This is a genomic window from Pseudomonas sp. A2 (genome assembly GCF_023100865.1).
GTDB lineage: Bacteria > Pseudomonadota > Gammaproteobacteria > Pseudomonadales > Pseudomonadaceae > Aquipseudomonas > Aquipseudomonas asiatica.
This window is the reverse complement of the sequence record NZ_CP039127.1, coordinates 6,022,167-6,042,784: the sequence shown is the minus strand read 5'-3', so window position 1 is coordinate 6,042,784 and position 20,618 is coordinate 6,022,167. Positions and strand designations below refer to the sequence as shown.

At 63.8% G+C, this 20,618-nt stretch carries 21 protein-coding genes; 7 read left to right on the top strand and 14 right to left on the bottom strand.

Annotation, left to right across the window (positions count from 1 at the left end; translation table 11 throughout):
* The first annotated feature begins 56 nt into the window (after window positions 1–56).
* Window positions 57–953, top strand: coding sequence for a M23 family metallopeptidase (locus E5221_RS27915; RefSeq protein ID WP_123085937.1), 897 nt, complete (start codon window positions 57–59; stop codon window positions 951–953).
* Window positions 954–986: 33 nt separating this feature from the next.
* Here the strand turns inward: E5221_RS27915 and E5221_RS27910 are convergent, their stop codons facing one another.
* The 3 genes from E5221_RS27910 to phoB all read right to left on the bottom strand — a co-directional run bounded on the left by E5221_RS27910 (window position 987) and on the right by phoB (window position 4,591).
* Entirely contained in the window at window positions 987–2,327 is a 1,341-nt protein-coding gene (locus tag E5221_RS27910; protein ID WP_013974815.1) for a hemolysin family protein, read from the bottom strand.
* A gap of 218 nt (window positions 2,328–2,545) precedes the next feature.
* Window positions 2,546–3,853, bottom strand: a complete 1,308-nt coding sequence (gene phoR, locus E5221_RS27905; protein WP_023661986.1) for a phosphate regulon sensor histidine kinase PhoR — start codon at window positions 3,851–3,853, stop codon at window positions 2,546–2,548.
* 48 nt (window positions 3,854–3,901) lie between these two features.
* Window positions 3,902–4,591, bottom strand: coding sequence for a phosphate regulon transcriptional regulator PhoB (gene phoB, locus E5221_RS27900; RefSeq protein WP_003253341.1), 690 nt, complete (start codon window positions 4,589–4,591; stop codon window positions 3,902–3,904).
* Window positions 4,592–4,763: 172 nt separating this feature from the next.
* Between phoB and E5221_RS27895 the strand changes: the two genes are divergently transcribed.
* Complete coding sequence (locus tag E5221_RS27895) at window positions 4,764–5,135, top strand: hypothetical protein (RefSeq protein WP_039612344.1); 372 nt, start codon at window positions 4,764–4,766, stop codon at window positions 5,133–5,135.
* 113 nt (window positions 5,136–5,248) lie between these two features.
* Here E5221_RS27895 and ubiA read toward each other — a convergent pair whose 3' ends face one another.
* Both ubiA and E5221_RS27885 read right to left on the bottom strand, forming a co-directional pair.
* Window positions 5,249–6,139, bottom strand: a complete 891-nt coding sequence (gene ubiA, locus E5221_RS27890) for a 4-hydroxybenzoate octaprenyltransferase (RefSeq protein WP_061550234.1) — start codon at window positions 6,137–6,139, stop codon at window positions 5,249–5,251.
* Window positions 6,139–6,696, bottom strand: a complete 558-nt coding sequence (locus E5221_RS27885) for a chorismate lyase (RefSeq protein ID WP_015272344.1) — start codon at window positions 6,694–6,696, stop codon at window positions 6,139–6,141. The genes ubiA and E5221_RS27885 overlap by 1 nt, the downstream gene beginning before the upstream one ends.
* Before the next feature lie 227 nt (window positions 6,697–6,923).
* Between E5221_RS27885 and E5221_RS27880 the strand changes: the two genes are divergently transcribed.
* The 4 genes from E5221_RS27880 (at window position 6,924) to E5221_RS27865 (ending at window position 9,265) form a co-directional block, all read left to right on the top strand.
* Complete coding sequence (locus E5221_RS27880) at window positions 6,924–7,091, top strand: rubredoxin (protein ID WP_003253349.1); 168 nt, start codon at window positions 6,924–6,926, stop codon at window positions 7,089–7,091.
* Between the two features lie 16 nt (window positions 7,092–7,107).
* Window positions 7,108–8,256 (top strand): FAD-dependent oxidoreductase, encoded by a 1,149-nt coding sequence (locus E5221_RS27875; protein ID WP_102083605.1) that lies wholly within the window; start codon window positions 7,108–7,110, stop codon window positions 8,254–8,256.
* 186 nt (window positions 8,257–8,442) lie between these two features.
* Window positions 8,443–8,742, top strand: a complete 300-nt coding sequence (locus E5221_RS27870) for an HU family DNA-binding protein (RefSeq protein WP_013974808.1) — start codon at window positions 8,443–8,445, stop codon at window positions 8,740–8,742.
* Between the two features lie 148 nt (window positions 8,743–8,890).
* Window positions 8,891–9,265, top strand: a complete 375-nt coding sequence (locus tag E5221_RS27865; RefSeq protein ID WP_010955807.1) for a helicase — start codon at window positions 8,891–8,893, stop codon at window positions 9,263–9,265.
* 126 nt (window positions 9,266–9,391) lie between these two features.
* Here E5221_RS27865 and E5221_RS27860 read toward each other — a convergent pair whose 3' ends face one another.
* From E5221_RS27860 to exbB, 6 genes are all read right to left on the bottom strand, one after another.
* Entirely contained in the window at window positions 9,392–10,795 is a 1,404-nt protein-coding gene (locus E5221_RS27860) for an aminoacyl-tRNA deacylase and HDOD domain-containing protein (protein WP_102083606.1), read from the bottom strand.
* A gap of 78 nt (window positions 10,796–10,873) precedes the next feature.
* Window positions 10,874–12,952 (bottom strand): ATP-dependent DNA helicase RecG, encoded by a 2,079-nt coding sequence (recG, locus tag E5221_RS27855; protein ID WP_247846728.1) that lies wholly within the window; start codon window positions 12,950–12,952, stop codon window positions 10,874–10,876.
* A gap of 3 nt (window positions 12,953–12,955) precedes the next feature.
* Window positions 12,956–13,882: a hydrogen peroxide-inducible genes activator gene (locus E5221_RS27850; RefSeq protein ID WP_247846727.1), complete on the bottom strand. Its 927-nt coding sequence runs from the start codon at window positions 13,880–13,882 to the stop codon at window positions 12,956–12,958.
* 94 nt (window positions 13,883–13,976) lie between these two features.
* Complete coding sequence (locus tag E5221_RS27845; RefSeq protein WP_015272339.1) at window positions 13,977–14,708, bottom strand: energy transducer TonB; 732 nt, start codon at window positions 14,706–14,708, stop codon at window positions 13,977–13,979.
* Window positions 14,705–15,133, bottom strand: a complete 429-nt coding sequence (gene exbD / locus E5221_RS27840; protein WP_013974803.1) for a TonB system transport protein ExbD — start codon at window positions 15,131–15,133, stop codon at window positions 14,705–14,707. The genes E5221_RS27845 and exbD overlap by 4 nt, the downstream gene beginning before the upstream one ends.
* Window positions 15,134–15,136: 3 nt before the next feature.
* A complete protein-coding gene (exbB, locus tag E5221_RS27835) occupies window positions 15,137–16,111 on the bottom strand; it encodes a tonB-system energizer ExbB (protein WP_247846726.1) in 975 nt (324 codons plus the stop codon).
* A gap of 190 nt (window positions 16,112–16,301) precedes the next feature.
* On the opposite strand from exbB, the gene E5221_RS27830 reads away from it, so the two are divergent.
* Window positions 16,302–17,171, top strand: a complete 870-nt coding sequence (locus tag E5221_RS27830) for an NAD-dependent epimerase/dehydratase family protein (protein ID WP_015272337.1) — start codon at window positions 16,302–16,304, stop codon at window positions 17,169–17,171.
* Between the two features lie 141 nt (window positions 17,172–17,312).
* On the opposite strand, the gene E5221_RS27825 is transcribed toward E5221_RS27830, so the two are convergent.
* The 3 genes from E5221_RS27825 to spoT are packed head-to-tail and all read right to left on the bottom strand — an operon-like array spanning window position 17,313 to window position 20,616.
* Window positions 17,313–18,044 (bottom strand): hypothetical protein, encoded by a 732-nt coding sequence (locus E5221_RS27825; protein WP_015272336.1) that lies wholly within the window; start codon window positions 18,042–18,044, stop codon window positions 17,313–17,315.
* 59 nt (window positions 18,045–18,103) lie between these two features.
* Entirely contained in the window at window positions 18,104–18,484 is a 381-nt protein-coding gene (locus E5221_RS27820; RefSeq protein ID WP_009684531.1) for a RidA family protein, read from the bottom strand.
* 23 nt (window positions 18,485–18,507) lie between these two features.
* Entirely contained in the window at window positions 18,508–20,616 is a 2,109-nt protein-coding gene (gene spoT, locus E5221_RS27815; protein ID WP_015272335.1) for a bifunctional GTP diphosphokinase/guanosine-3',5'-bis pyrophosphate 3'-pyrophosphohydrolase, read from the bottom strand.
* Window positions 20,617–20,618: the final 2 nt, after the last annotated feature.

The following is a 20,618-nucleotide window of genomic DNA, read 5'->3' as shown; positions in this document are numbered from 1 at the left end:
GTCGCAAAACCCCCTGCTAGGCTTCGACAAACCATAACTGTCAAAAAGCCACTATCATGCCCGCCCGCCTGCTGCTGTTCTGTGCATTGCTCATGGCCTCGGCGCCGAGCCTGGGCATGACCATTTACGAGATCACCGATGATGGCCGTGTGACCTCCTATTCCGACCGGCCCGGCCCCGGTGCCAAAACCTTTGTGCGGCGCGTACCCATGGTCGAAGTGCCCGAAGCCCAGGTGCTGCTGAACGCGATAACCTTCAACGGCGGCGTGAGCTTTTCGGCCCGCAACCAGCTACACGTGCCAGTGGAGGTGGAGTTGCGCCTGGACAACCTGGTGAACGCACAAGGTGGCAATGCCCCGCGTACCGTGCGCCGCGTACTGCCGCCGCGCACCACGCAAATGCTCAGCGTGCTCAGGGGGCGCCCCGGGATGCTGCTGAACTACCGCTCGACCCTGCTACAGGCCATGGGCGACCCGGGCAAGCGGCCCCAGGGCTTCCGCTATGCATTCCCCTGGATTGGCGGGCCGTTCCGCGTGACCCAGGGCCCCAATGGCCGGGTCAGTCATTTTGGGCCCAAGGGGCGTTACGCCATGGACATCGCCATGCCCGAAGGCACCACCATCATCGCGGCGCGGGAAGGGGTGGTGGTGAAGACGGAGAACAGCCAGAGCGGGCGCGGCCCCAACCCCTCGGGCAATTTCGTCAGGATCCTGCACCCGGACGGCACCATGGGCGTCTACCTGCACCTGATGCGCGGTTCGGTGGTGGTGGCAGAGGGGCAACGGGTGCGGCAGGGGCAGATGCTGGCCAAGTCGGGCAATACCGGCAACAGCACCGGGCCGCACCTGCATTTCGTGGTACAGCGCAATGTGGGGTTGGCGCTGGAATCGATACCTTATCGGTTCGACAGGCCGATCGGAGGGTTGCCTGACTTCACTGCGGGTAACCCTTGAGATTTTTGGGGCTGCTTTGCAGCCCCCTGGCCCTCAATCCAGCTTGAGCACCTTGGCCAGCACGATCTTCGGCCCTTTCATCTTCTTGATGATGATGCGCAGCCCTTCGACCTCCAGCACTTCCTCTTCTTCAGGCACGCGCTTGAGCGTCTCGTAGACCAGACCTGCGAGGGTTTCCGCCTCGATATGGTCAAGGTCGACGCCCAGCAGGCGCTCGACCTTGAACAGCGGCGTGTCGCCACGCACCAGCAGCTTGCCCGGCTGGTAGGCGAGGATGCCGCGCTCGGTCTTGCGGTGCTCGTCCTGGATATCGCCCACTAGCACTTCCAGCACGTCTTCCATGGTCAGGTAGCCAATCACCTTGCCATCGGCTTCCTCCACCAGCACGAAGTGCGCGCCGCCCTTGCGGAACTGCTCCAGCAACTGCGCCAGCGGCATGTGCCGCGACACACGCTCCAGCGGCCTGGCCAGGTCGTCGAGGTCGATGGTTTCGGGCAGGTGCTCGAGTTCGGCCAGTTCCAGCAGCAGGTCCTTGATATGCAGCAGGCCGGTGAACTCCTCACGCTCGGCGTCGTACACCGGGTAGCGGCTGAACTTGTGGCGGCGTACCAGCGCCAGTATCTGCTTCAACGGCGCATGGGCGTCGATGCTGACCATGTCCTCGCGCGAGTTGGCCCAGTCGACCACCTCCAGCTCGCCCATTTCCACGGCAGAGGCCAGCACGCGCATGCCCTGGTCGCTCGGGTCCTGGCCACGGCTGGAGTGCAGGATCAGCTTGAGTTCTTCACGGCTGTAGTGGTGCTCGTGATGCGGGCCGGGCTCGCCCTGGCCAGCAATGCGCAGGATGGTGTTGGCGCTGGCATTGAGCAGGTAGATGGCCGGGTACATCACCCAGTAGAACAGGTACAGCGGCACGGCGGTCCACAGCGACAGCAGTTCTGGCTTGCGGATGGCCCAGGACTTGGGCGCCAGCTCACCGACCACGATGTGCAGGTACGAAATGACGAAGAAGGCGACGAAGAACGATATCGCCTTGATCAGCTCGGGCGTGTCCACGCCAAGGTATGCCAGCAGCGGCTCGAGCAGGTGGGCGAACGCCGGTTCACCGACCCAGCCCAGGCCCAGCGAGGCGAGGGTGATCCCCAGCTGGCAGGCCGACAGGTAGGCGTCGAGCTGGTTGTGTACTTTGCGCAGGATGCTGCCACGCCAGCCATGCAACTCGGCGATGGACTCGACGCGGGTAGCGCGCAGCTTGACCATGGCGAACTCGGCGGCAACGAAGAAGCCGTTGAGCAGCACCAGGAGCAAGGCAAAGATGATCATGCCGAAATCGGCGAATAACGAGGTGAGGCTGATACCAGGGGAAGGGTCCATGATGGAGTTTTTACGGGGTCCGTCTTCGAGATAGAGAGAAAAAAAGTGCCAGCTCTTGCTGGCACAGGGGGTCCAATGTAGCGGCTGGGACCGTAAAAGCAAAGGGCGATGGATTCTTTGGGGGCGCTTTGCGCCCCATCGCGACACAAGGCCGCTCCGCGATCCCGTGTAGGAGCGGCCTTGTGTCGCGATGGGCTGCAAAGCAGCCCCCGAGGCCCTCAAGCCTTGCCGTTGGCCAATTGTGCCGGCGCGAAGTGACAGGTAAAGGTACTGCCATGCCCCGGCACGCTGCTGATCTCCAGTTTGCCGCGGTGGCGCATCAGCACATGCTTGACGATCGCCAGCCCCAGCCCGGTGCCCCCGGTATTCGACGCACGGCTGGAGTCGACCCGGTAGAAGCGCTCGGTCAGACGTGGCAGGTGCTTGGCATCGATGCCCACCCCCGAGTCCTGCACCGACAGGTGTGCGCCCTGGGCATCGGCCCACCAGCGAATCCGGATGCTGCCTTCGTCCTGGGTGTACTTGACCGCGTTGAACACCAGGTTGGAAAAGGCACTGCGCAGCTCTGACTCGCTGCCCTTCAACTGCACACCGGGCGCGGCTTCAAGGGTGATGCGCTGTTTGCGGGGCCCGGACAGAGCCTGGGCGTCGTTCTTGATCGCGCAGAGCAAGGCATCGACCGCCACCGGGTGGTTGTCCGACGGATAGTCGGTGGCCTCAAGCTTGGCCAGCAGCAACAGGTCGTTGAGCAGTGTCTGCATGCGTGAGCCTTGCTGGCTCATCTGTTGCAGGGCTCGGCTCCAGCGCGGGTTCACGTCCTCGACGTTGTCCAGCAGGGTTTCCAGGTAGCCGGTGATGACCGTCAGCGGCGTGCGCAGCTCGTGGGACACGTTGGCGACGAAGTCCTTGCGCATCTGCTCCAGTTGGTGGATGCGGGTAACGTCGCGCACCAGCATCAGGTGCTCGTTGTTGCCGTAGCGGGTGATGTGCAACTGCACGCGCATGCGGTCGTTGATCGGCGAAGGGATTTCCAGCGGCTCGAGGTAGTTTCCCGCCTCGAAGTACTCCTTGAAGCGCGGGTGGCGCACCAGGTTGGTCACCTGCTGACCGCCGTCCTGTGGGGTCTTGAAGCCCAGCAGGGTCTCGGCGGCGCGGTTCCACCATTCCAGGTTGCCATCGCTGTCGAGCATGATCACTGCGTCTCGCAGTGCGGCAGTAGACTCCTGCACCCTGTCGATCACCGCCTGCAGGCGGCCGCGTACACGCTGGTCGCGGCGTTGCAGGTGGTAGATGCTGTCGAACACCTCGCCCCACAGCCCGTAGCCATCGGGCGGTGCTTCGTCGGGTTGGTGGTTGCGCAGCCAGTCATGCAGGCGCAGCAGTTGCTTGAGGGTCCAGCCCAGGTAGAGCGCCAGGCCGATGGCCAGGCTCCAGCCATAGTAGCCACTGACCAGCCCACCGATGAGGCAGACGGTAATCAGCAGCAGCAGGTGGCGAATCAGGGTCGCGTGCCAGTTCTGGTTCAATTGACGGTCCTTGTACAACGACGTGCAGCTTGGCGCCTTTCAGCTCGATCAGCTCTTGGTCGAGAAGCGGTAGCCGGTGCCCCGGACGGTTTGTACCAGATTTTCGTAGGCTTCACCCAGCGCCTTGCGCAGGCGGCGGATGTGTACGTCGACGGTGCGTTCCTCGACATAGACGTTACCGCCCCATACCTGGTCCAGCAGTTGGCCACGGGTGTAGGCGCGCTCCTGGTGGGTCATGAAGAACTGCAGCAGACGGTATTCGGTAGGGCCCATCTCGGCTGGCTTGCCGTCGATGGTCACGCGGTGGCTGATCGGGTCGAGCAGCAGGCCACCGACTTCGATCGGTGCCTCGCTGTCGCTCGGGCCGGTGCGGCGCAGCACGGCTTTCAGGCGGGCGACCAGCTCGCGTGGTGAGAACGGCTTGGTGATGTAGTCGTCGGCACCCACTTCCAGGCCTTGGATCTTGTTGTCCTCTTCACCCTTGGCGGTGAGCATGATGATCGGGATGTCGCCGGTCAGCTCGTCGCGCTTGAGGCGGCGGGCCAACTCGATGCCGGAGGTGCCCGGCAGCATCCAGTCGAGCAGTATCAGGTCCGGTTTGCGGTCGACGATGATCGCGTGGGCCTGTTGGGAGTTTTCCGCTTCCAGGCAGTCATAGCCGGCCATTTCCAGGGCAACGGCGATCATCTCGCGAATTGGTGCTTCGTCGTCGACGATCAGAATGTTCCTGCCAACCATGCTCAAAACCTCTCCTGGATACGGTGTCTTGGCCCGCATTAGATAACGGAATTATTGCAGCTGTGTGACAGGGTGTTGGCCGTTCTGGCGACATTCCATGACTGAACTAGGCTTGAAAGGGCCGTAGTTGTGGCAACCAGAACTCAATCCCCCCGAAACAATGGTGAATCCAATGACACGACAAACGCTGAGCTGGATGGCCCTTTTCACTGCGCTGGCGCTCCCGGGGGTGGCCTTGGCCGACCATGCGATGGAGAAGGGCGGGATGTTGGTCGATCATGCCGGCATGACCCTGTACACCTTCGACAAGGATGCGGGCGGCAAGTCGATGTGCAATGGCGAATGCGCCAAAAACTGGCCGCCGCTGATGGTCCAGGCCAATGACGAACCGGCCAAGGACAAGTGGACAGTAGTGATGCGCGATGATGGCAGCAAGCAGTGGGCCTATGACGGCAAGCCGCTGTACACCTTCATCAAGGACAAAAAGGCCGGCGACATGACCGGTGACGGCATGAAGGACGTCTGGCACGTTGCCAAGCCTTGAGATTGCCGGGGCCGCTTTGCGGCCCATCGCGACACAAGGCCGCTCCTACAGGAATGCGCGATACCCTGTAGGAGCGGCCTTGTGTCGCGATGGGCTGCAAGGCCCCAGAATATTCAGCGCAGTGCGTAATCCAGCACCACCCCGACGAACACCAGCATCCCCGCCCAGTGATTGTGCAGAAACGCCTTGAAGCACGACTCCCGGTCCAGCTTGCGCGTCGACCAGTACTCCCAGGCAAAGCACGCCGCCGCGCCCAGCAGCCCCAGGTGGAACCAGCCACCCAGCTCGAAGCGGCTGCCGGCCAGCAACAGGCAGCCCAGCGACAGCAGCTGCAAGGTCAGGATGATGGTGCGGTCGGCATCGCCGAACAGGATGGCGGTCGACTTCACGCCAATCTTCAGGTCGTCATCACGGTCGACCATGGCGTAGTAGGTGTCGTAGCCCACCGTCCACAGCAGGTTGGCGATATACAGCAGCCAGGCGCTGGCCGGCAGCTCGCCACCCGCTGCGGTGAAGGCCATGGGAATGCCCCAGGAATACGCCGCCCCCAGCACCACCTGCGGGTAATAGGTGTAGCGCTTCATGAACGGGTAGCAGAACGCCAGAGCTACCGCACCGAACGACAGCCACACCGTGTGGCTGTTGGTGCACAGCACCAGCAGGAAGCTCACTCCGACCAGGATGGCGAACAGCGCCAATGCTTCGCGCGGGCGGACCCGGCCGCTGGCAAGGGGGCGGTCGGCTGTGCGTTTGACGTGGCCGTCCACCTTGCGGTCGGCAAAGTCGTTGATGCAGCAACCTGCGGCGCGCATCAGCACCACACCGAGGCCGAAGATCAGCACGTTGGCCAGGGTTGGTGAACCGTTGCCGGCAATCCACACCGCCGACAAGGTCGGCCACAGCAGCAGGTAGATACCAATCGGCCGGTCCATGCGGCTGAGCTGGACAAAGTCCCAGGCCCGTGGGTGCAGGCGGTTGAGCGACTTCAGCAGTTGCATGTACATCAGCGGTTTTCCTCCTTGGCCGCTTGCCACAATGCTGGCAGGAACACCTCTGCCACCAGCAAGTCCAGGCCGCCACGTTCGAAGCGCGACCGGCGGCCCCACAGCGCAGTATGGGCGGCTTCGCTCGGCAGCCAGGCTTGTGGATAACTGCACACCTCGATGGGGTGGCGGATGAATGCCTGATCGCAGAACAGCAACTCGCCCAGCGAACGGCTGCCCAAGGTTTCCAGGTCCAGCCCGCCGCGCTCCAGGGCACTGCGGCTGGCGACGCTGCGGGCGAATACCCAGGGTTGGCCATGGCCGCGCAGGTACACCTCGCGCACCCAGCCTTCGGCACCGGCGGCGATGCCCAGTGCCTGGCATTCGTCATCGCGCAGCGGCTGCCAGCCCTCAAACAGCGGGGTGACAGAGAAGTGATCGTTGGACAGGCGGGTCAGGCGGCGGGTCAGCGAGCCCTCGTCGAACAGCCAGTCAAGGGTGGGCTGGTCGATGTCGGTCGCCAGCCGTGAATACGGCAGCCACGCGACAGCGGCTGCTTGCGGGGATTCGTACGACACGTCGGTCTGCTTGTTACAACCAGAGAGGCGGCGAGCTTAGCATGATTGCCCGGACTGCTTGCATACTGCTGACAGGGCCGCTACAAAGCCCCACGAATTGCGCGCAGGCTTCGTCGCGGGTAAACCCGTTCCCACAGGCTACGCGGTCGCTGTAGGAGTGGGTTCACCCGCGAAGAGGCCATCAGCAGCAACACAAAGCTCCAGCTTGAACCGAGGAAAAAGACCTGATGAAGAAGTGGCAATGTATTGTCTGTGGCCTGATCTACGATGAAGCCGAAGGCTGGCCCGACGACGGCATCGCCCCCGGCACACGCTGGGAAGACGTGCCTGAAGATTGGCTATGCCCCGACTGCGGCGTGGGCAAGAGCGACTTTGAAATGATCTCCATCGGCTAATCGAGGAAAGCACGACATGACGTCCCCTGTGGTAATCATCGGTACCGGCCTTGCGGGCTACAACCTGGCCCGTGAATTTCGCAAGCTCGATGCGCAGACGCCGCTGCTGCTGATCACCGCCGATGACGGTCGTTCCTACTCCAAGCCCATGCTGTCCACCGGCTTTGCCAAGCAGAAGGACGCCGACGGCCTGAGCATGGCCGAGCCGGGCGCCATGGCCGAGCAACTGAATGCCGAGATTCACACCCATACCCGCATCAGCGGCATCGACCCGGGTCACAAGCGTTTGTGGATAGGTGAAGAGGCGGTGGAATACCGCGATCTGGTGCTGGCCTGGGGCGCACAGACGGTGCAGGTGCCGATCGAAGGTGATGGCGGCGATCGGGTGTTCCCGATCAACGACCTGGAAGACTACGCGCGCTTCCGTGCAGCTGCCGTCGGCAAACAGCGTGTGCTGATCCTCGGTGCCGGCCTGATCGGCTGCGAATTAGCCAACGACATGAGCCTGGGCGGCTTCCAGGTCGATGTGGTGGCGCCGTGCGAGCAAGTCATGCCGACCCTGCTGCACCCGGCCGCTGCCACTGCCGTGCAGGCCGGGCTGGAAGGCCTGGGCGTGCGCTTTCACCTCGGTCCGGTACTGACCCGCCTGCAGCAGGTGGCGCAGGGCCTGGAGGCGCACTTGTCCGACGGCAGCGTGATCGCCTGCGACCTGGTGGTTTCGGCCATCGGCCTGCGCCCGCGCACCGACCTGGCTGCCGCTGCTGGCCTGCAGACCAACCGCGGCGTTTGCGTGGACCGCCAGTTGCGCACGTCCCACGCCAACATCTTTGCCCTTGGCGACTGTGCCGAAGTCGATGGCATCAACCTGCTTTATGTGATGCCGCTGATGAGCTGTGCCCGGGCCCTGGCGCAAACCCTGGCCGGCAAGCCGACAACGGTCGCCTACGGGCCGATGCCGATCACCGTGAAAACCCCGGCCTGCCCGCTGGTGGTCTCACCGCCTCCCCTGGGCCACGACGGCACCTGGCGGGTAGAGGGGCAGGGCAGTGACCTCAAGGTGCTCTGCCTTGATGCAGAGGGCAAGCTGCTGGGCTACGCCCTCACCGGGGCGGCCGTGATGGAAAAGCTGGCCCTGAATCGCCAGTTGCCGGCCGTGATGGCGTAAATAGCTGGCGTTCTGTCGGATTTATCCTGTTGTTGCTTGCACAATGGCCGCCCAGATACTGGCGCGGCCCCTGTGCACGTGCCATCCTCACTTCCGTCTGCCGCAGATTAGAGCCTGCGGTGCCTTGAGCGCTGCTCCCAGGGCAGCACGGCATAACAACAAGAATTCCGTCAAAGAGGCTTCACTATGCGCAAACCAGAACTCGCCGCCGTCATCGCCGAAAAGGCCGATCTGACCAAGGAAAAGGCCAATCAGGTTTTGAACGCGATTCTCGACAGCATCACGGGTGCCCTGGACAAGGACACCGTGACCCTGGTCGGTTTCGGCACCTTCGAAAAACGTCATCGCGGTGCGCGTACCGGCAAGAACCCGCAAACCGGTGAACCGGTCAAGATCAAGGCCAGCAATACCGTGGCTTTCAAGCCAGGCAAGAATTTGCGCGACAGCGTCAACGCCCCCGTCAAGCCGGCCAAGAAAGGCAAGTGATCGCTCCCTGACAACCCCAGTGTCAGCCAAGCGGGCGCCTCAGGGCGCCCGTTGTGCTTTCTGCAGGCAAAATGTTTCGAACTTGCATAAAAAGTTCTGGAAAAGGATAGACTGCGCGCCTTAGTCACTTTTAATTCGAGGCGCGTTGATGAAGTTCCGCTTTCTTCTCTGGGCCATGGGGCTGTTGATGGCCAGGGCCAGCCGCAACAACCCGGCTTTCCAGCAGCAGCTCAAGGGCAAGGACCTGGTGTTCCAGATGCAGACCCTGGACGGCAAGGTCGCCCGGCACTTCATAGTCAACAACGAACGCATCAGCAGCAAGGGCGGTGCGCACCCGCAGCCAGCGTTCGCCATTGCCTTCAAGGACGCCGCCTATGGCTTCGCCACCATGCAGGCAGGTAACAAGCAATTGGCGTTCATGCAGGGGATTCAGGACAAGCACATCCAGATCAAGGGCAACCCGGCGCTGGTGATGTGGTTCCAGGGATTGATGAAGTACCTGAAGCCGAAGAAGAAGGGCTGAAACTCAATAGGCCTGCTGACTCATACCCTGTGGGAGCGGGTTTACCCGCGAACACCGGCAACGCCGGTGCCATGTACCGCGTCGCGAACTTCGCGGGTAAACCCGCTCCCACAGGGGCCAATCATGTCAGTGAGGTGCGTGGAACTGCGAAGCCAGCTCACGCAGCAGGCTCTCTGCCTCGAGCACCTTGTTCACCACATCCTCGGCCTTTTCCCGGGTAATCCCCAGCCGCTCCAGCAATTCGTCTGGAATCTCCTGCTGTGGCCCCGAGCCAATCCCCCGCGAGCGCAGCAGGCGGGTAGCCAGGCACACCAGGTTGGGGAACGCCGAAAACTCGCCTTCATAGGCCGGGTCGTGCTGGAAGCGCAGTGCGGCGGACAGTTCTTCCGGCATGTCCCACAGCTTCATCAACCAGGCACCGATCTGCTCGCGGCTGATGCCCAGCAGGTGTTGTTCCACATAGGTGTGGCACAGGTGCGGGTTGACCTCCAGGTGGCGGCAGATCAGTGAGAAGTGCGGCGGGAACACGTGCGCCAACAGCAAATAGCCAAAGTTGTGCAGCAGCCCGGCCAGGTAGGTCAGGCCGGCCTCGGGGCGCTCGGCCCGTGGCATGGCGCGGGTCAGGCCTTCGATGATCGCGGCGGTGTAGATCGACTGCTGCCAGTACGGCGTGGCTTGCTGCGGGTGGTCTTTCGGCAGGCTCAGGGTCTTGCCCAGCGCCAGGCCCAGGGCCAGGTTGATCACCAGGTCGAAGCCCAGCACACGCACGATGGCGTCTTCCACCGAGCGGATCTTGCCAGGTGAGGCGTAGTAAGGCGATGCCGCCCAACTCACCACCTGTGCCGCCAGCGCCGGGTCGGTTTCGACCACGCCGGTGATATCGTCGATGCTGGCGTTGGGGTCTACCCGTAGCTTGATGATCTTTTGCGCGGTGTCGGCCAGCGGCGGGATTTCGATGGTTTCTTCCAGGCGCTTCTGGATGCGCCGGGCAGTGAAGGCCTGGACGGCGTTGGTGATTTCCCGGGTGTCATCATCGGGGCGGTCGAGGTTGGGGCTGATTGCCTCGACTTCCTGGCCGAAGCTGCTGGCGCTGGCCTTGACCAGCATGCGCTTGAAGTGCGCGCGTTCGATTTCCAGCAGCAGGCCGGCTTCGCCAGACTGGATAAATACGGTTTCGGCGTCGAGCAGGCTCTTTTCGTACTGGCACGGCGAGCTGGTCAGCGCCGGGATGCCCGGCAGGGCCTTGAGCTGGTGCTTGTCCAGCATCTGCTTCAGGCGAGGCACCGACACCGCAGTGAGCTTGCGACCGGTCAGTTCGGCCAGGCGGTTGAGGTCCAGCAGCTGGCTCTGCGGGAATAGCACCATCAGGGCGCCGACCTCGTCGTCGAGCAGCACGGCCTGTACCCGCGACGCTGCCGGCAGGTGCGGATGTTCGACCACCTCGCGGTAGGCCACGCCGAGTTTGTCGAGCAGCAGCCGGATGACCGAGGGAGCGTGTGGGGTTGCGGTGTCCAGGGCAACTTCAGTCATGGTCCGTATCCACTGATTCCTTTAAACGCGAAGTATAACCAGCCTCTGGGCAAATCTGGATCCATTATGGGACCAGCGTCACACTTGGCCATATTGCTGGCCATGACGCAGCCAGCGATCGAGCAGTGGGCTGACGTGCTCCGGCCAGCGTGCGATCAGGGCCTGGGCGGCGTCGCGCACGGCCGGCAGCAGGTCGGCGTCACGCATCAGGTCGGCGACCTTGAACTGCAAAAGGCCTGTCTGGCGGGTGCCGAGCATCTCGCCCGGGCCACGCAGCTCCAGGTCTTTTTCGGCGATGATGAAGCCGTCGTTGGTTTCCCGCATGATCCCTAGCCGCTCGCGGCCGATCTGCGACAGTGGTGGGTGGTACAGCAGCACGCAATGGCTGACGGCGCTGCCCCGGCCCACCCGGCCGCGCAACTGGTGCAGCTGTGCCAGGCCCAGGCGCTCTGGGTTCTCGATGATCATCAGGCTGGCGTTGGGCACATCCACGCCCACCTCGATGACCGTGGTGGCGACCAGCAACTGCAGGTTGCCGGCCTTGAACTCAGCCATGATCTCAGCCTTTTCCGCCGGCTTCATGCGCCCGTGGATCAGCCCCACCCGCAGCTCGCCCAAGGCGCTGCCCAGCTCCTCGTAGGTGCTTTCGGCGGCCTGGCAGGTAAGCTCTTCGGATTCTTCGATCAGTGTGCACACCCAGTAGGCCTGGCGTCCTTCGGCGCAGGCGGCGCGCACCCGCTCGACCACTTCGAAGCGGCGGCTATCGGCCACCAGCACGGTGTTCACCGGGGTGCGTCCGGGTGGCAGTTCGTCGAGCACCGAGGTGTCCAGGTCGGCGTAGGCGCTCATGGCCAAGGTGCGCGGAATGGGTGTGGCGGTCATGATCAGCTGGTGCGGGCACAATTCCCCGGCCACGCCCTTCTTGCGCAGGGCCAGGCGTTGCTGCACGCCAAAACGGTGCTGTTCATCGATGATCGCCAGGGCCAGGTGCTTGAACTTCACCTCTTCCTGGAACAGCGCATGGGTGCCGACCACCATTGGCGCGCCATTGGCGATCTGCTCCAGGGCGGCTGCCCGGGCTTTGCCCTTTAGCTTGCCGGCCAGCCACGCGACTTCGATGCCCAGCGGTTCGAGCCAGCGCTTGAAGGTGATGTAGTGCTGTTCGGCGAGGATCTCGGTGGGTGCCATCAGGGCCACCTGGTAGCCGGCTTCCAGGGCCTGCAGCGCGGCCAGGGCGGCGACCACGGTCTTGCCGGCACCCACATCGCCCTGCACCAGGCGCATCATCGGCTCTTGCTGGCTGAGGTCGTAAGCAATTTCGTTGGCCACCCGCTGCTGCGCGCCGGTCGGCTGGAAGCCCAGGTTGGCCAGGTACTGCGCCTGCAGGCGCTGGGCCTTGGGCAGCACTGGCGCGCGCAGGCTGCGCAGGCTTTCACGCAGGCGTTGCTGCGACAACTGGTGGGTCAGCAGCTCTTCGAAGGCCAGGCGGTGCTGGGCCCAGTGCTGGCCTTCGGCAAGCTCGTCGAGGTCGGCGTCGGCCGGCGGGTTGTGCAGGTAGCGGATGGCATCGTCCAGCGGCGCCAGCTGGTAGTCCCGGGCCAGTTCGTCGGGCAGCCAGTCCGGCAGGCTGCGCGGGCCCAGCAGGCCCAGGCTCTGCTGACAAAGCAGCCGCAGGCGTTGCTGGGTAAGGCCTTCGGTGGACGGATAGATCGGCGTCAGGGTCTGCTCGACCGGTGGCGCCGGTTCGTCGCCGTTCAGCGCCCGGTATTCCGGGTGGTAGATTTCCAGGCCCGAAGCGCCGGGGCGCGCTTCGCCGTAGCAGCGCAGGTGGGTGCCACGCTTGAGGCCTTCCTTCTGCGCGTTGCTGAAGTGGTAGAAGCGCAGGCTCAGCACACCGCTGCCGTCACCAAGGCGCACCACCAGGCTGCGGCGCTTGCCCATGGTCACGTCGGCGCCGCTGACCACGCCCTCAATCACCGCGTCCTGGCCAGGGCGCAGTTGACCGATCGGCACCACGCGGGTGCGGTCCTGGTAGCGCAGGGGGAGGTGGAACAGCACGTCCTGCAGGTTCTCCAGGCCGACCTTGGCGAGCTTCTCCGCCATGGCCTCGCCAACCCCCTTGAGTACCGTCACCGGGACCTTCGACAGCTCACTCATGACTCAGGCCGGTTGTACCGCAGGGGCTTTGGCGACCGAGCACAGGCGGATCGAGTCGGCGAGGATCTCGATGGCCTTCGGCCGCGGGAAGCTGGCGCGCCAGGCGATGGCTACGGTGCGGAATGGTGCCGGTGCGGTCAGTGGGCGAACCTCGATGACACCGGGGGCGTAGTGGTGGCTGTGCACCGCCGACAGCGGCAGGATCGACACGCCAAGGCCTGAGGCCACCATGTGACGGATGGTTTCCAGCGAGCTGGACTCCACCGTGGTGTGCTTGGAGCCTTCACCGCCCTTGTTCAGCGTTGGACAAGCCTCCAGTACCTGGTCGCGGAAGCAGTGGCCTTCACCGAGCAGCAACAGGCTCTTGTCGTTGAGCATGGCGGTGTCGATGGTCTTTTTCGCTGTCCACGGGTGGTCAGCCGGCATCAGGGCGCAGAACGGCTCATCGTACAGCGGCAGGGTCAGCACGTCGGCTTCGTTGAACGGCAGGGCGATGATCACCGCGTCCAGTTCGCCGTTGCGCAGCTTTTCGCGCAGTACGTGGGTGAAGTTCTCTTCGATGTAGAGCGGCATCTGCGGTGCCACGCGGTGCAGCTGCGGAATCAGGTGCGGGAACAGGTACGGGCCGACGGTATAGATGGCACCGACCTTGAGCGGGGCGGTCAGCTGGTTCTTGCCGGCCTGGGCCAGCTCGCGAATGCCCTGGGCCTGCTCCAGTACCTTTTGCGCCTGGGCGACGATGCTTTCGCCGACCGGGGTCAGGCGGACCGCGCTCTTGCTGCGCTCGAAGATCAACACGCCAAGCTCATCCTCGAGCTTCTTCACACCGACCGACAGGGTCGGCTGGCTCACGTGGCAGCGTTCGGCGGCATGGCCGAAATGCTGTTCCTGGGCGAGTGTGACGATGTAGCGTAATTCTGTGAGGGTCATAACGTGCGTCCATGAAGTTGCGAGCCCAGCATAGCGGCTGCAATCGATAGACGCACGTTATCAGACTTGCCGATTTGTGACAGAAACAAAAGTCTCAGCGGCGGTCCAGCGAGTAGACGAACGGGGCCACGACTTCGATCGTGCCATTGTTCAGCAACTCGGGTGGCGGCTTGGGTACCGTGCCGGCCCGACGGATCATTTCCAGGGTCGCCCGGTCCAGAGCGGCACTACCCGAACCTCCGGCCATGGAGTACGACACCACCTTGCCTTCGGCGTCGACCACGAAACGTAAGCGGTTTATGCCCTGCAGCCCGCGACGGCGCGCGTCTTCCGGGTAACGCTTGTACTTGGCCAGGTGACGCAGCAGGTCGCTCTGCCAGGTCGGCAGGGCTTTGCTGTTGGACGCAATGCTCGGTGCCGGTGCCGCGGACTTCTGCGGTGGCGTGTTGCTGGGCGGTGCGTCTACCGTTTGTTCGGTCGGCGGTGCTTCCTTCGGCGGCTCAGGCTTTTTCTCGGGCTTGGGCGGCTGTGGCTTGGCCTTTGGCTTGGGCGGCTTGGGAATGGCGATCTTGGGCTTGGGTGCCTCGGCCAGCTTCGGCAGTGGCGGTTCCTCGACCGGTGCCGGTGGCTGCGGCGCCGCTTTCGGGGGCGGTGGTGGCGCAGGCTCCGGCAACGGCGCCAGCTCGACCATCATGGCTGCCGGTGGCAGTTCGATGGCCTGGGGCACCGACCAGTTGAGCGTCAGCAGCACGGCGACCACGTGCACGCCCAGCACGATCGCCAGGCTGCCACCGTAGCGCGCCATGTTCGAGCGCGTTCTTGTCATTTCTTGGCTGCCGTCTCTAGACCTACCAGACCGACTTTCAGGTAGCCGGCCGCGCGCATGTTGTTCATCACTTCCATCAGGTCACCGTAATCCACGCCTTTGTCAGCCTGGAAGAAGATGGTGGTTTCCTTGTCGCCCTTGGTCTTGGCATCGAGCATCGGGCCAAGCTGGTCGGGGGCAGGGACCTGATCGTCACCGACGTACAGCTTCTGGTCGGCCTTGACGCTGACGAATACCGGTTTCTCGGGCCTCGGCGCCGGCTTGGCGGTCGAGGCCGGCAGGTCGACCTTGATGTCGACCGTGGCCAAGGGGGCTGCGACCATGAAAATGATCAGCAGCACCAGCATCACGTCGATGAACGGCGTAACGTTGATTTCGTGGTTTTCGGCGAGGTCGTCGCCACCTTCGTTGAGATGCAGGCCCATGGCTTACCCCACTTTCACCATGTGCGGGGCAACACGCTCGCTGCCCTGGTGGTCCAGATCACGGCTGACCAGCAGCAGCACCTGAGCGGAGGCGTCGGATACCTGGGCCTTGTAGCCGGCGATGGAGCGGGCGAAGACGTTGTAGATGACCACGGCCGGAATTGCGGCGACCAGACCCAGGGCGGTGGCCAACAGGGCCTCGGCGATACCTGGGGCAACCACGGCCAGGTTGGTGGTCTGGGTCTTGGCGATGCCGATGAAGCTGTTCATGATGCCCCATACGGTACCGAACAGGCCAACGAATGGCGCAGTGGAGCCGATGGTGGCGAGTACGCCGGTGCCGCTGCTCATGGTGCGACCGCTGGCGTGTACCAGGCGCTCCAGGCGGAAGCTGACGCGCTCCTTGATGCCCTCTTTTTCGCGGGCGTTGGCCGACAGGCGCATCTCTTCGAGTGCGTCGTGGACCAGGGTGTGGGCCAGGGTGCCTTCCTTGTTGGAAACGTCGCTGGCTTCCTTGAGGCTGGCGGATTTCTTCAGCAGGGCGATTTCACCACGCAGGCGACGCTTGGCGCCCATCAGCTCGAAGCCTTTGGCAATCCAGATCGTCCAGGTGATGATGGAGGCGATGGCCAGGCCGATCATTACCGCCTTCACCACCACGTCGGCGTTCTTGTACATGCCCCAAGGGGACAGGTCGTGGGCCATGCCCAGCGAGGTGTCTTCAACCAGAGCCTCGACGCTCGGGTCTGCAGCGACCGGGGCATCAACCGGGGTGGCGGCAACTGCACCGCCAGCCGGTGCTGCGGCTGGAGCAACTGCCGGAGCAGCCGGTGCGGTAGCGGCAGCAGGCGCGGCAGCATTGGCGGTTGGCTCATCGGCCATGGCCACTGGGGCCAGCACCAGGCTGAGTGTCAGCGCGGCGATGGCGCGCCAGGCGCGCAACGGGGTTGGCGAAGCGGAAGGTTGAGTACGTGTCATGCTGGCCGGACCTGATGAAGAATGAAGTTAACGTTCTCCAAGGCCTCGAGGTAGGCCGAGAACAATTTGGCGGCCATTATTGCAAGTAATTCTTGTTAACAAAAGTAATCTTGTTGCTTTTTTCGCCTATGGTCTAGCCATCCATCGTGTAGCGTGGTCGGGCTGATCAATTGGTCTAGGGAGTTTAGAGATGTCAGACCTTTCCGTGATGGTGGTGGGATGTGGTGATGTAGGCGGGCGCCTTGCCCGGCAGATGCTTGCGCGCGGTTGGCAGGTGAGCGGCCTGCGTCGCTCGGTCGGGCAGTTGCCTGCGGGGGTCGTGCCTGTGGCAGCGGACTTGTCGGTGCCATCGCTTCCAGACGCCTGGCCGCAGCGCGCGCCGGACTACCTGGTGTATTGCGTGGCGGCGAGCCAGCATGACGAGGCGGGTTACCAGGCAGCCTATGTCGACGGTTTGCGCCATGTGCTGGGCTGGCTGGCCGAGCGCGGCCAACGCCCACGACGGCTGCTGTTCGTGTCCAGCAGCAGCGTGTATGCACAGAAGGACGGCGAGTGGATCGAAGAAGGCGCGGCCACCGAGCCTGAAGGTTATTCCGGGCGGTTGATGCTGGAGGCTGAGCGGCTGGCACTGGCCAGCGGCATCCCGGCCAGTGTGGTGCGCCTGACCGGCATCTATGGCCCCGGCCGCGAGTGGCTGCTCAGTCAGGTGCGCCAGGGCTACCGCGTGGCCGAGGAGCCACCGCTGTATGGCAACCGCATCCATGCTGAGGATGCTGCCAGCCTGTTGGCGTTCCTGCTGCAGGCCGATGCCGACGGCAAGGTGCTCGACGATTGCTACATCGGCGTCGACGACGACCCGGCGCCGCTGGCCGATGTGGTGGCCTGGCTGCGGGCGTACATGGGGGTAACCGAGTGGTCGGATGAGCAGCGGGTGCGCCGTACCGGCAGCAAGCGCTGCAGTAATGCCCGGGCGCGGGCATTGGGCTGGGCGCCGGTGTATCCGAGTTACAGGGAAGGTTATGCGGCCATCCTTGAGGGTAAAAACCAGCCTCAGGCCTGATGCGCCCCCTGTAGGAGCGGCCTTGTGCCGCGATAGGGCTGCGAAGCAGCCCCGGCATTCTATGCGGCGACGCTGAAATCCTGGCGCCGCTGCGCGCCCCATCGCGACACAAGGCCGCTCCTACAGGGACCGCGCAGGTTTTCAGTCCAGTTCCAGCACCCACTGGCGCTTGCCGGCCGCCAACACTGGCATTTCATCCGGCTGCGCGCGGTTCACCGCCTGGAAGATCTCCAGCTTGTCGCCATCGCGCTTGAGGATGAACGGCGCGCCACGCTGGTTGCGCTCCAGCCACAGGCTGTCATTGCTGCCACCCATGGTCGCGCAGTCACCCGCCAGGCACAGGGCGAAACGGTCTGGCCCTGGCAGGCCGGTGACGTTGCCGGTGTCGCCGAAGCGCACGCTGGCACCTTTGCCCTGGCCTTCGACGATCTTCCAGTTGCCGCCCAGATAGGCCTGGTACAGGGCTTTCTCGAAGGTGCTGCCCAGTGGCGCATTGGTCGCCGCTGGTGCTTTGGCGCGAACGAAGGTCTGCTTGCCGCCGCGTTGATCGACCGCCTGCAGTTCGTCGCCATCGAGCGACAGCTGTTCGGTCTGGCCACCCTGGAAGCTGGCCTGCCATTGCTTGTCGGTGGCGCTCAGCTGGCCGTCGGCCGCTTCGAAACCATTGCTGTAGCTGGCCTGTTGGCTGGCTACGTCGAGCTTCCACTCGAATACCGGCCCGTGCTCATTGAGCGCCTGACGCAGGCTGCCGCCCTTGACGGCCGCATTGATGGCGTCCTGATTGATCCAGGTGCCGTTGAAATCTTCGGGTTTGTGGCTGGCGCAGCCGCCCATAAGCAGGGCTGCCAGCGCGAGGGGCAGTGCTTGGCGCATGAGGGGATAACCTTGCAAAGAAGGGAAGGTGACGGGCGGGGTGCCCGTCACCGAGGGCATCATTCGATGACCAGAATGGCGTCCATTTCGACCTGGGCGCCTTTCGGCAGCGCGGCAACGCCGATGGCGGCGCGGGCCGGGTAAGGCTGCTCGAAGTAGCGGCCCATCACCTCGTTGACCTTGGCGAAGTGGCTCAGGTCGGTGAGAAAGATGTTCAGCTTGACGATGTCCTTGAACGAACCGCCAGCGGCTTCAGCCACGGCCTTGAGGTTCTCGAACACCTGTACGGTCTGGGCTTCGAAACCTTCGACCAGCTCCATGGTCTTCGGGTCCAGCGGGATCTGGCCCGACATGTACACGGTGTTGCCGGCCTTGATCGCCTGCGAGTAGGTGCCGATGGCGGCAGGGGCCTTGTCGCTGTTGATGACGGTCTTGCTCATGATGACTCCTTGCGGTTGGCGGACTACGTACGCATGCGGGTGATGCGGACCACACCGGTCAGGGTACGCAGCTTCTTGATCACACGCGCCAGGTGCACGCGGTCGTGCACGCTGACCACCAGTTGGACCACGCTGATACGGCCGTCGCGTTCGTCCATGCTGATCTTCTCGATGTTGCCGTCGGCGGCGTTGACACTGCTGGCCAGCAGGGCAATCAGGCCGCGCTGGTGCTCCAGTTCGACACGCAACTCGACATTGAACTCACCGGTGATGTCCTTGGCCCAGGAGAGTTGTACGCACTTTTCCGGGTTGTGGCGGATTTCACTGATGTTGCGGCAGTTTTCCAGGTGCACGACCATGCCCTTGCCGGCTGACAGGTGGCCGACGATCGGGTCGCCCGGGATCGGTGTGCAGCACTTGGCGTAGCTCAGCACCAGCCCTTCGGTACCACGAATCGCCAGCGGACCTTCCGGTGCCGGCAGCTGCTCGCCTTCGGCCGACAGCAGGCGGCGCGCGACCACGTAGGCCATGCGGTTGCCCAGGCCGATGTCTTCGAGCAGGTCTTCGATCAGCTCCAGGCGGTACTCGGCGAGAATGGCCTGGATGCGCTCCTGGGGGATCATTTCCAGGCTGCTGTCGAAGCCGGTGAGCACCTTGTTCAGCAGGCGTTCGCCCAGGCTGATGGACTCGGAGCGACGCTGTTGCTTGAGCGCGTGGCGGATGTGCGTGCGCGCCTTGCCGGTAACCACGAAGTTGAGCCAGGCCGGGTTCGGCCGCGCGCCCGGGGCGCTGACGATTTCCACTGTCGAGCCGCTTTGCAGCGGTTCGGACAGCGGCGCCAGGCGGCGGTTGATGCGGCAGGCGATGCAGCTGTTGCCGACGTCGGTGTGCACCGCGTAGGCGAAGTCGACCGCCGTGGAGCCTTTGGGCAGCTCCATGATGCGGCCTTTGGGCGTGAACACGTAGACCTCGTCCGGGAACAGGTCGATCTTCACGCTTTCGATGAATTCCAGCGAGTTGCCGGCACGTTGCTGCAGCTCGAGGATGCCCTTGACCCACTGGCGGGCGCGGGCGTGGCTGCCCTTGGGTTGCTCGTCGTCGTTGGACTTGTACAGCCAGTGTGCGGCGATGCCGTTGTTGGCCATCTCTTCCATCTCGCGGGTGCGGATCTGGATTTCGATGGGCACGCCGTGCATGCCGAACAGCGTGGTGTGCAACGACTGGTAGCCGTTGGCCTTGGGGATCGCGATGTAATCCTTGAAGCGACCGGGCAGCGGCTTGTAGAGGTTGTGCACCGCACCGAGTACTCGGTAGCAGGTATCGACCTTGTCCACGACGATGCGGAAGGCGTACACGTCCATGATCTCGTTGAAGGCGCGGCGCTTGCCGCGCATCTTCTTGTAGATGCCATAGAGGTGTTTCTGCCGGCCGCTGATCTCGCCCTCGATGCCGTCGGCGGCCAGGCAGTTGGCCAGCGAATGCTCGATCTTGGCGACGATCTCCTTGCGGTTGCCGCGTGCGCTTTTCACCGCACGGTGGATCAGCGACGAACGCATCGGGTGCATGGCCTTGAAGCCGAGGTCCTCGAACTCAACGCGCACGGTGTGCATGCCCAGGCGGTTGGCAATGGGGGCGTAGATCTCGAGGGTTTCCTTGGCGATGCGCCGGCGTTTTTCGCCGGACAGCACTTCCAGGGTGCGCATGTTGTGCAGGCGGTCGGCCAGCTTGACCAGGATCACGCGGATATCGCGGGCCATGGCCATGGCCATCTTCTGGAAGTTTTCGGCTTGCGCCTCGGCCTTGGTCTCGAAGTTCATCTGGGTCAGCTTGCTGACCCCATCGACCAGTTCGGCCACGGTCTCGCCAAACTGCTGGCTGAGGGCTTCCTTGGCGATGCCGGTATCTTCGATCACGTCGTGCAGCATGGCCGCCATCAGGCTCTGATGGTCCATGTGCATGTCGGCAAGGATGCTGGCCACGGCCAGCGGGTGGGTTACGTAGGGCTCGCCACTGCGGCGGCGCTGCCCATCGTGGGCCTGTTCGGCGTAGAAATAGGCGCGCCGGACCAGGTTGACCTGTTCGGGGCCAAGGTAGGTCGACAGCCGTTCGGCCAAGGCTTCTATACCCGGCATGG